Below are 6,888 nucleotides of genomic sequence, written 5' to 3' on the forward strand. Positions count from 1 at the left end.
GTTCGGTAAACTCTTGTTCTTTTTCTCTCCTCAAAAATCGCAATTTCCTATAAAGCAAAAAAGAGGGATAGTTTCTGGCTACCCCTCTTCTGCAAACCAATCATTTATGTCTGTCAATTCTATTACATCCGAGTAATCGTACACCATCGGTGTCTGTACTTTTTCTTTCTTCCTTTCCTCCATCCTCTCAACTTCTTCTGGTCCTTCCTCCTGAACCTCAATGGCTTCCTGGAACATCTCCCATAACAAAGCCCTGTCTGTATAATCATATGGATGAACTTCTGAAATAATTTGTTATCATTTAAAGGTATAAATAATATGGAACACGTAGTCTTAATAGCATATAAACTTACACAATATGGGGTTACGGAATTTAATGGAGATATCATTTTTACCGCACTCAGGATTGCTGATTTGCCTACTTCCTTTGATTTAAAGGCCGCCTTAAATAATGCAAAAAATTTAAAGAATTATTTCGTTTCAGTAAAAGAGGCGGGGATGTATAAACTCTATCATCTTGGTGAAGACCATGCAAAAGAGCTCGAGAAAGGTCATGGTGCTGAATAATGGAAGAATTGGAATCGAGTAGGAGGCTAACCATTAATTGATTAGCCGACCTCTCACACCACCGTGCGTACGGTTCCGTACACGGCGGTTCCTTAGTTTTCACAAACTACCAGATAATAGTCAAGCATGGATGTATATCCCAGCTTGGCTATTATTTTATTTGAAAAGATTTGGTTTAGGACTTGCGCCATGCGCCAGTAACCTTTTCCACTACATGCAAGTTCTTTTGCCCTCCAATGTTCCATTCCCAATGCTTTCAGCATTCGGCACTTTGTTTTGATTTTCTTCCATTGTTTTCAGTAGACCGCCCTGATTCTGCGTCTTGCCCATTCATCCGGTTCTTTCTGCGCTTTTCCCGCTCTTGCAGAAAATCACACAGTCATCTGCATAACGAACATATCTATGTCCTCTGCTCTCTAATTCTTTGTCCAGTTCGTTTAGCATGACATTGCTTAGCAATGGACTAAGCGGACCACCTTGCGGCGTTCCTGTTTCTGTACGCTCAAACATCCCTTTTGCTATAACTCCGGCATTCAGGCATTTGTGTATCAGCGAAATTACTCCGCCATCCTTGATGGTTCTTGACAACGCCTCTATCAGCTTACTCTGGCTTACTGTGTCAAAAAACTTTTCCAAGTCCATATCCACCACATATACATAGCCGTCATTTACATTCTTTTGGCATTGTCTGAGGGCATTATGCGCTCCTCGGTTCGGGCGAAAACCATAACCGTTTCCCGAGGATTGCTCCTTATAGATTGGCGTGAGTTCCTGTGTGATTGCCTGTTGCATTACCCGGTCAACTACAGCAGGAACTCCAAGCCTGCGAAACTCGCCTTTTGTTTCTTTGGGTATTTCCACCCTCCGGACCGGGTTTTGCTTATATTTGCCATCCCTTATCTTTTGGATTAAGGTTTCCTGATTTTCTCTTAGGCAGGGCAGAAATTCATCCACCTGCATTCCGTCAATTCCACCGCTTCCCTTGTTTGATTTTACCTGCCGATATGCCTTGTTAAGGTTTTCTTTCCGTAGAATCAAATCCAAAAGATTGTTCGTCCAGCAGTCTGTAATGACACCGCTCTTTTCAGTAATGCGAGACCTCCCTTGGCGCCACACGTTTCTTTCTCTCCATATATCTGCCACATTCACTATAGTTAGTTCCGAGTAGTTATTGGACTTTAGTTTGTAGTGCAACCTTATCCCTAACTATAGCCTGATGTGATTTCTGTTCGTCAGACCAGAGATTTGCCTGCGCCTTCCTTCAGATTCCACCTCGCGATGGACACCCTTGGCGTTCGGCTGTATCCTTCCCACTACTAGGGCGGATTAGGGAGTTTCACCCATTAGAAACGTGCGCCGCAAGGCGCACACTAATTTGTGACAACAGCGTTGTCACAAATTCATCGTCTGCATAAGTTTCATAAAATTTCTTCATACGATATAAGCCGCGCCTGTTAAATCCCTTAATCCCAGGAAATGCATTTTGAATCTTTTCCGCGACAGTATCTATATAGGCATCTCCAAATAATGCTTTCGTAGATTCTTTACTCAGATTTTCTCCTACTTTCCAATACATTTGAATCAGTTCTTCATTAACCTTTTTCAAAGCATTCTGCCTTGATTGACTAATTATCTGAATAAGGTTTCCTACTGCTGTTATTCATTTTTCATAAAAATTCGTCACCTTTCACAAATCTGTGTCAACATTGTTGTCACAGGTCAGCTTCACTTTTCTCGTAATTCTATTTTTGATAACTACACCCTGTTCTGTCAATTCTCTCATTGCTCTTTATATACCTGGGATGCTAAACTTCTTGTTGTTCCGACACAGTTCATTCTTACCACCAATATAATCCTGATATATTCAGCTGAACCAGCCATGAAACCATCACAGACTGTCACAATGTTTCCAAGAGAATCCACAATAATTTTTTTACTATCCTTTTTTATCTCCGAAATCAAATACTCCATTTTCTAATTTATCTCTTGACTGTCCTACTCATCAATAGATTGTGTCTCTTTGTTCCCTCTAAACGATACCTATATCACCCTCCCGGAAAGATGGTCTATCTCATGCTGCGCAATCTGCGCCGGCCAGTCTTTCAGCTTAATCTTCTGCTTTTTCCAGTTGAAATCTAAATATTCTACCTCTATCTCCTGGTAACGGCTTGTTTTACGAACCCCGTCAAGAGACAGGCAGCCTTCCTCTGTTTCATAAATCCCGTCTCCCCGAACCAGCACCGGATTGAACATCACAATGTCAACGGTTCCTATATTTACAATGATGATATTTTTCTTCACGCCGATCATATTGGCCGCCATGCCGACACAGCGGTCACGGTTAGCATGTAAGGTATCCTGCAGATCTCTTCCTACCTGCAGGTCATCCCTGGTTGCCGGTTCTGATTTCTGCCCCAGAAAGAATACATCTCTTACAATCTGTTTCACCATGATTTCTCATCCTCTCTTCGCTTTTTAGATCAAGCATCTGCCGGAACCTGTGCGCCTTACATCCAGTTCCGGATTTCTTCCTCTGTCATGCCATTTGCATTTAACGGCTTATGCCATCTGGCCTCTGGATACATCTTCTTTAGCTTTACAGCAAGCTTCGCCGGTTTTGTGGCACCACTTGTGGTAAATACAGCCGCATGCTTCCCGTTTAAATCCAGGGCATCTAACAGCGTCAGAACTACATTTGGTGCGGCTCCGCACCAGACAGGGAACCCGCTCAAGAGACGAGCATATTTTTGTACGTCTGGGATCTCCATTGCAAGCTCTGGACGTGCTTTTGTAAGAATCTCTTTCATAGAGGTCAATACCGTCTTCCCATAGGACATCTCATAGGGTCTTTTGGGCTTAATTTCCACTAAGTCCGCCTTCTTTAACTCCGAAATCTTCTCAGCGGCCGCTTTGGTTGTTCCTGTCTGGGAAAAATAAATCACTAATGTAGCCATAATCAAAATCTCCTTCCACATTTCGGGCAGTATTCAAACTCTTCCTGCGTCTCATATCCACAGTTTACGCATCTTTTGACTCTGCTTTTGTATCCCGCCTGTACCTGTGTCAGATGTTCCGGCAGGATTTCTATCTTTTCTCCCCTTACAATCTGCTTCCCAATCTCCGGCGCAAGAGAATAAACCGTATTGCAGCATGTACTTTGTACATAGTACTGTCTGCTCCATTTCAAACAGGGAATGAAAAACAGCGACAGACACATATAAGTCATGTACACCTGGTATCTTCCATAAGAGCCGCAGCGCGCACAAACCATCATCTGATTATAGTCAAAATCTTTTCTTCCCTGAGTAACTCCCATGATTAAAAACATCTGCCTGCTTCTCCCTATCCATTTATAGCTTCTATTATAGGATTCCTTCTTTTAAAATGCAACCGTATTCCCATTGTATCACTCCATTCCCGTCTGACTTTCTGCTCGTATTTCCGACATCACAGCACTTTCCGTCCGAAAATCAAAATCCTAAATCTTCATTCATAAAAATCAATTTCCTTCCCATCCAGATACAGTTGAAAATGCTCCACATTATTTTTGATATCCCAGTCTTCCCTATACTCTTCGGTACGGAAGTCAATCTCACAGACCGGCTCATTTCGCTCCACACCCCTGCGGTTTAAATATACCGTAATCGTTAGCCCTCTTGGATAACCATTGATATCTGTAGAAAACCGGATGGTATGGAACGAATTTTCCCGGCACATCCGGACCACCTCACAGGCAAAGGCTTCCTTATCCTCAATCCGGTCACTATTTGCCACCACTTTTAAATACTGCCAGTTATCACTGGACATACTGCTGACCGCATCCGGGATTCCTGTATGATTTTCTTCCCATTCCTCGGAGCCTTTCGTGCCATAACATATCATACCTGCCACCATTAAAATCAGCAGGGCAGCTTCCATGAGCCGTTTCCATTTGTTCATTGCCTTGGTTCCTCCAATCGTTTTCTTACACATGAGAACATTGAAAATTATAGCCCATTTTGTTCTGCATATAATAAACTTATGGAGGTATAAAATGTTGGGAATAGATATAAGACATATGAAAGACTTAAGAGAAGACCACGATTTGAACCAAAAAGAACTGGCGAAGATTCTGAACCTCAGCCAGCGTTCATACTCGCATTATGAAAATGGAACCTGAAAAATTCCCCTTGATATCCTGGTCGCACTGGCAGATTTTTACGGATGTTCCACGGACTATCTGCTGGGACGCACAAAGGGAAAGCGCAACCCCCCCTCCGTCTGCATAGAACAGGCATGGCAATCCCTTACAGCTGCCATGCCTGCATCTTTCCCCAATCAGATTTTTCGTATTGCTTTTTATTTCACCAATCCCGGCCATGACCTAAAAGGCCCTTATTCTTTCTGTCAAAAAATTAACTGGATTTGCATTTCCATAAGCCAATACCATTCCTCAAATTTTCCTCAGGCCAGGATTTTGCTAATTATATTTTGAAATCGTTACAGATTAAATATTTTTTGAAAAGAGGTATATCATGAAAACAAAGGATTATGGGTACATAAGGGTAAAACTGGATGAACTGCTAAAACAACGGAAGCTTAGCAAAAACAAACTGGCACATCGGGCAGAAATGCAAAGAACCCAGATCAACCACTACTGCCGGAACGAAATCTCAAGGCTTGATATTGTTGTTCTGGCAAGAATCTGTTCTACGCTTGACTGCCGTATTGAAGATTTATTAGAATACATACCATCTACAAATAAAGATGATTAGACATGGGCTGCCGAGAAAAAACTTCCAGTAGCTTTTAAAAATAATCTCCCTTCTTTAGTCCATATTGTTTCAAAACAAAGTAGTCCAATCTGTTCTGCATATAATTCTTTACAGGAGGACGAAGGATATGGCTACGGTAGATATTACACGTATTAAAGGGTTACGGGAAGATTCTGATATCAAGCAGAAAGAACTGGCTGATGCCCTTGGCATCAGTCAGCGGGCATATTCCCATTATGAAAACGGAACCAGAAAAATTCCTCTTGATATCCTGATTGCACTGGCTGAATATTATGGCTGCTCCACAGATTACCTGTTAGGCAGGACAAAGAAAAAGAGCTTGATTAACAGTTCCTAAACACAGAAAAAGTATGGAAATCCTTTCAGACTGCCATGCTTTTTTCATTCGTGTTGCTTTTCCAGGCTACATCCCTTTTTAGGGATGTGCATAATATAGGATTTTTCATCAATTATGCGCACCTGGCAACCAATTTTCCTTCAACGATATCTGTTTATTTCTTTAATCCATTGACATACTGAATCTGTTCAGATTCCGGGATTTTAAGTGCCGCCATTGCCTGCTCTGCACTCCATCCCATGCTTTCCATCAGATTTTGGATAGATGCCAGAATCCCCTCTTTGATTCCTTCCTTAATCCCTTTTTCTTCTATTCCTTTACTCAAATTACACATCAAGAGCACCTCGCTTTCTAACTCTCTTGTCATTTTAATATTGAAATCATCCTGCAGGATCCTCTTCTTTTCGTCAGGTTTCCTCTCTGACGAAAGTAAAACATCCAAAAGCTTTAAGATTCCTGTATACTTATCGTCTCCCGCATTTCCAAGACATACGATCACAGCTGTTATTAAATCATAATTTTCTCTTTTTTCTGTTGTATCCCCCACTATATTTTCTTCCCGGACTGCATATCTTGTAATCGTGTTTTCACGGTACTTCGGCGGGTCTGCACAAATCCAGATGCTTATAGCTTTCCGTATCTTCTCATAATGCCCATCCATAAATTCCACCCCATACTGGGATGAAATCATCCGGCTGCAATAATAAAGCCCCGCTTGATAATTGGGTATCCAGGATAAAAATCGCTCTGTGCTTCCACATTGAGAATCAATTTTATGGTTTCTTTCGACTGTGGAACAAGGGCATAAAAACGGATATCGTAGGTAACCGTTCCCTCTCTCATCGTGCTGTCTTCTGTTTTACTGCCTTCAATCTGTTCTCCTTTGGAATCGTTCACTTCATCCGGATTTACTGCCATTTGTGCAATCCGCGGACTGCCTTCTATATATTTCTCAGCAATTTCATCTACCGCAAAATCCCGAAATTCCTCCAGACAACTTTTCATAATCCATGCAAGGATAATCTTATTTGCAAGCAGCCGTTTACAAGCCGCATCATAGTTTGCCCGGTCTCCGGCTGCTATAATGTTTTTCGCAAGTATATTTTCCACTTTCATCCGTCTATTTTCTCCTTGTCTTTATCTTATCACATATTCCTAACCCGGATAAACCGGAAAAGCTTATTTTGTATTTTCCCCTTTTGTGTTACT

Annotated in this window: 14 protein-coding genes; 4 read left to right on the forward strand and 10 right to left on the reverse strand. The window is 41.8% G+C overall.

Translation table 11 applies throughout. The features are described from left to right. Nucleotides 1-78: 78 nt before the first annotated feature. Nucleotides 79-249 (reverse strand): hypothetical protein, encoded by a 171-nt coding sequence (locus E5329_RS27570; RefSeq protein WP_275443821.1) that lies wholly within the window; start codon nt 247-249, stop codon nt 79-81. A gap of 69 nt (nt 250-318) precedes the next feature. Here E5329_RS27570 and E5329_RS27575 point away from each other — a divergent pair, with 69 nt between their 5' ends. Continuing rightward, nucleotides 319-567 (forward strand): hypothetical protein, encoded by a 249-nt coding sequence (locus E5329_RS27575; protein WP_135992360.1) that lies wholly within the window; start codon nt 319-321, stop codon nt 565-567. Nucleotides 568-897: 330 nt separating this feature from the next. On the opposite strand, the gene ltrA is transcribed toward E5329_RS27575, so the two are convergent. The 7 genes from ltrA to E5329_RS27610 form a co-directional block, all read right to left on the reverse strand. After that, nucleotides 898-1,611: a group II intron reverse transcriptase/maturase gene (gene ltrA, locus E5329_RS27580; RefSeq protein ID WP_330572391.1), complete on the reverse strand. Its 714-nt coding sequence runs from the start codon at nt 1,609-1,611 to the stop codon at nt 898-900. Between the two features lie 292 nt (nt 1,612-1,903). Next, nucleotides 1,904-2,227, reverse strand: a complete 324-nt coding sequence (locus tag E5329_RS27585) for a DUF1016 N-terminal domain-containing protein (protein ID WP_330572394.1) — start codon at nt 2,225-2,227, stop codon at nt 1,904-1,906. A 119-nt stretch (nt 2,228-2,346) separates the two neighbouring features. Then, nucleotides 2,347-2,538, reverse strand: coding sequence for an adenylate kinase (locus E5329_RS27590; protein ID WP_275443822.1), 192 nt, complete (start codon nt 2,536-2,538; stop codon nt 2,347-2,349). Between the two features lie 69 nt (nt 2,539-2,607). Continuing rightward, on the reverse strand, nt 2,608-3,018 hold the full coding sequence (locus E5329_RS27595) for a peptide deformylase (RefSeq protein WP_135992361.1): 411 nt from the start codon (nt 3,016-3,018) through the stop codon (nt 2,608-2,610). Between the two features lie 56 nt (nt 3,019-3,074). Next, the gene (locus tag E5329_RS27600) at nt 3,075-3,521 is read right to left on the reverse strand and encodes a flavodoxin (RefSeq protein WP_168356803.1); all 447 of its coding nucleotides are present in this window, start codon (nt 3,519-3,521) and stop codon (nt 3,075-3,077) included. A 2-nt stretch (nt 3,522-3,523) separates the two neighbouring features. Continuing rightward, nucleotides 3,524-3,895 (reverse strand): zinc ribbon domain-containing protein, encoded by a 372-nt coding sequence (locus E5329_RS27605; RefSeq protein ID WP_135992363.1) that lies wholly within the window; start codon nt 3,893-3,895, stop codon nt 3,524-3,526. 158 nt (nt 3,896-4,053) lie between these two features. After that, nucleotides 4,054-4,506, reverse strand: a complete 453-nt coding sequence (locus E5329_RS27610; protein ID WP_135992364.1) for a hypothetical protein — start codon at nt 4,504-4,506, stop codon at nt 4,054-4,056. Nucleotides 4,507-4,600: 94 nt separating this feature from the next. On the opposite strand from E5329_RS27610, the gene E5329_RS31950 reads away from it, so the two are divergent. From E5329_RS31950 to E5329_RS27625, 3 genes are all read left to right on the forward strand, one after another. After that, nucleotides 4,601-4,726 carry a helix-turn-helix transcriptional regulator gene (locus tag E5329_RS31950; protein WP_330572393.1) on the forward strand — a complete coding sequence of 42 codons (126 nt, stop codon included), beginning with the start codon at nt 4,601-4,603 and terminating at the stop codon, nt 4,724-4,726. Nucleotides 4,727-5,081: 355 nt separating this feature from the next. Beyond that, on the forward strand, nt 5,082-5,321 hold the full coding sequence (locus E5329_RS27620; protein WP_135992365.1) for a helix-turn-helix domain-containing protein: 240 nt from the start codon (nt 5,082-5,084) through the stop codon (nt 5,319-5,321). A 127-nt stretch (nt 5,322-5,448) separates the two neighbouring features. After that, nucleotides 5,449-5,679 (forward strand): helix-turn-helix domain-containing protein, encoded by a 231-nt coding sequence (locus tag E5329_RS27625; RefSeq protein ID WP_135992366.1) that lies wholly within the window; start codon nt 5,449-5,451, stop codon nt 5,677-5,679. A gap of 154 nt (nt 5,680-5,833) precedes the next feature. Here the strand turns inward: E5329_RS27625 and E5329_RS27630 are convergent, their stop codons facing one another. Beyond that, a complete protein-coding gene (locus E5329_RS27630) occupies nt 5,834-6,340 on the reverse strand; it encodes a hypothetical protein (protein WP_275443823.1) in 507 nt (168 codons plus the stop codon). A 26-nt stretch (nt 6,341-6,366) separates the two neighbouring features. Next, complete coding sequence (locus E5329_RS27635) at nt 6,367-6,795, reverse strand: hypothetical protein (RefSeq protein ID WP_135992367.1); 429 nt, start codon at nt 6,793-6,795, stop codon at nt 6,367-6,369. Nucleotides 6,796-6,888 lie beyond the last annotated feature (93 nt).

Source organism: Petralouisia muris (assembly GCF_004793545.1).
GTDB lineage: Bacteria > Bacillota > Clostridia > Lachnospirales > Lachnospiraceae > Petralouisia > Petralouisia muris.

Bases quoted from the DNA above. Each gene is read 5' to 3' on its own strand.
- E5329_RS27575 (WP_135992360.1), top strand. From the start codon at position 319: ATGGAACACGTAGTCTTAATAGCATATAAACTTACACAATATGGGGTT.
- E5329_RS27590 (WP_275443822.1), bottom strand. From the start codon at position 2,538: ATGGAGTATTTGATTTCGGAGATAAAAAAGGATAGTAAAAAAATTATT.
- E5329_RS27595 (WP_135992361.1), bottom strand. From the start codon at position 3,018: ATGGTGAAACAGATTGTAAGAGATGTATTCTTTCTGGGGCAGAAATCA.
- E5329_RS27600 (WP_168356803.1), bottom strand. From the start codon at position 3,521: ATGGCTACATTAGTGATTTATTTTTCCCAGACAGGAACAACCAAAGCG.
- E5329_RS27605 (WP_135992363.1), bottom strand. From the start codon at position 3,895: ATGTTTTTAATCATGGGAGTTACTCAGGGAAGAAAAGATTTTGACTAT.
- E5329_RS27610 (WP_135992364.1), bottom strand. From the start codon at position 4,506: ATGAACAAATGGAAACGGCTCATGGAAGCTGCCCTGCTGATTTTAATG.
- E5329_RS31950 (WP_330572393.1), top strand. From the start codon at position 4,601: ATGTTGGGAATAGATATAAGACATATGAAAGACTTAAGAGAAGACCAC.
- E5329_RS27620 (WP_135992365.1), top strand. From the start codon at position 5,082: ATGAAAACAAAGGATTATGGGTACATAAGGGTAAAACTGGATGAACTG.
- E5329_RS27625 (WP_135992366.1), top strand. From the start codon at position 5,449: ATGGCTACGGTAGATATTACACGTATTAAAGGGTTACGGGAAGATTCT.
- E5329_RS27630 (WP_275443823.1), bottom strand. From the start codon at position 6,340: ATGGATGGGCATTATGAGAAGATACGGAAAGCTATAAGCATCTGGATT.
- E5329_RS27635 (WP_135992367.1), bottom strand. From the start codon at position 6,795: ATGAAAGTGGAAAATATACTTGCGAAAAACATTATAGCAGCCGGAGAC.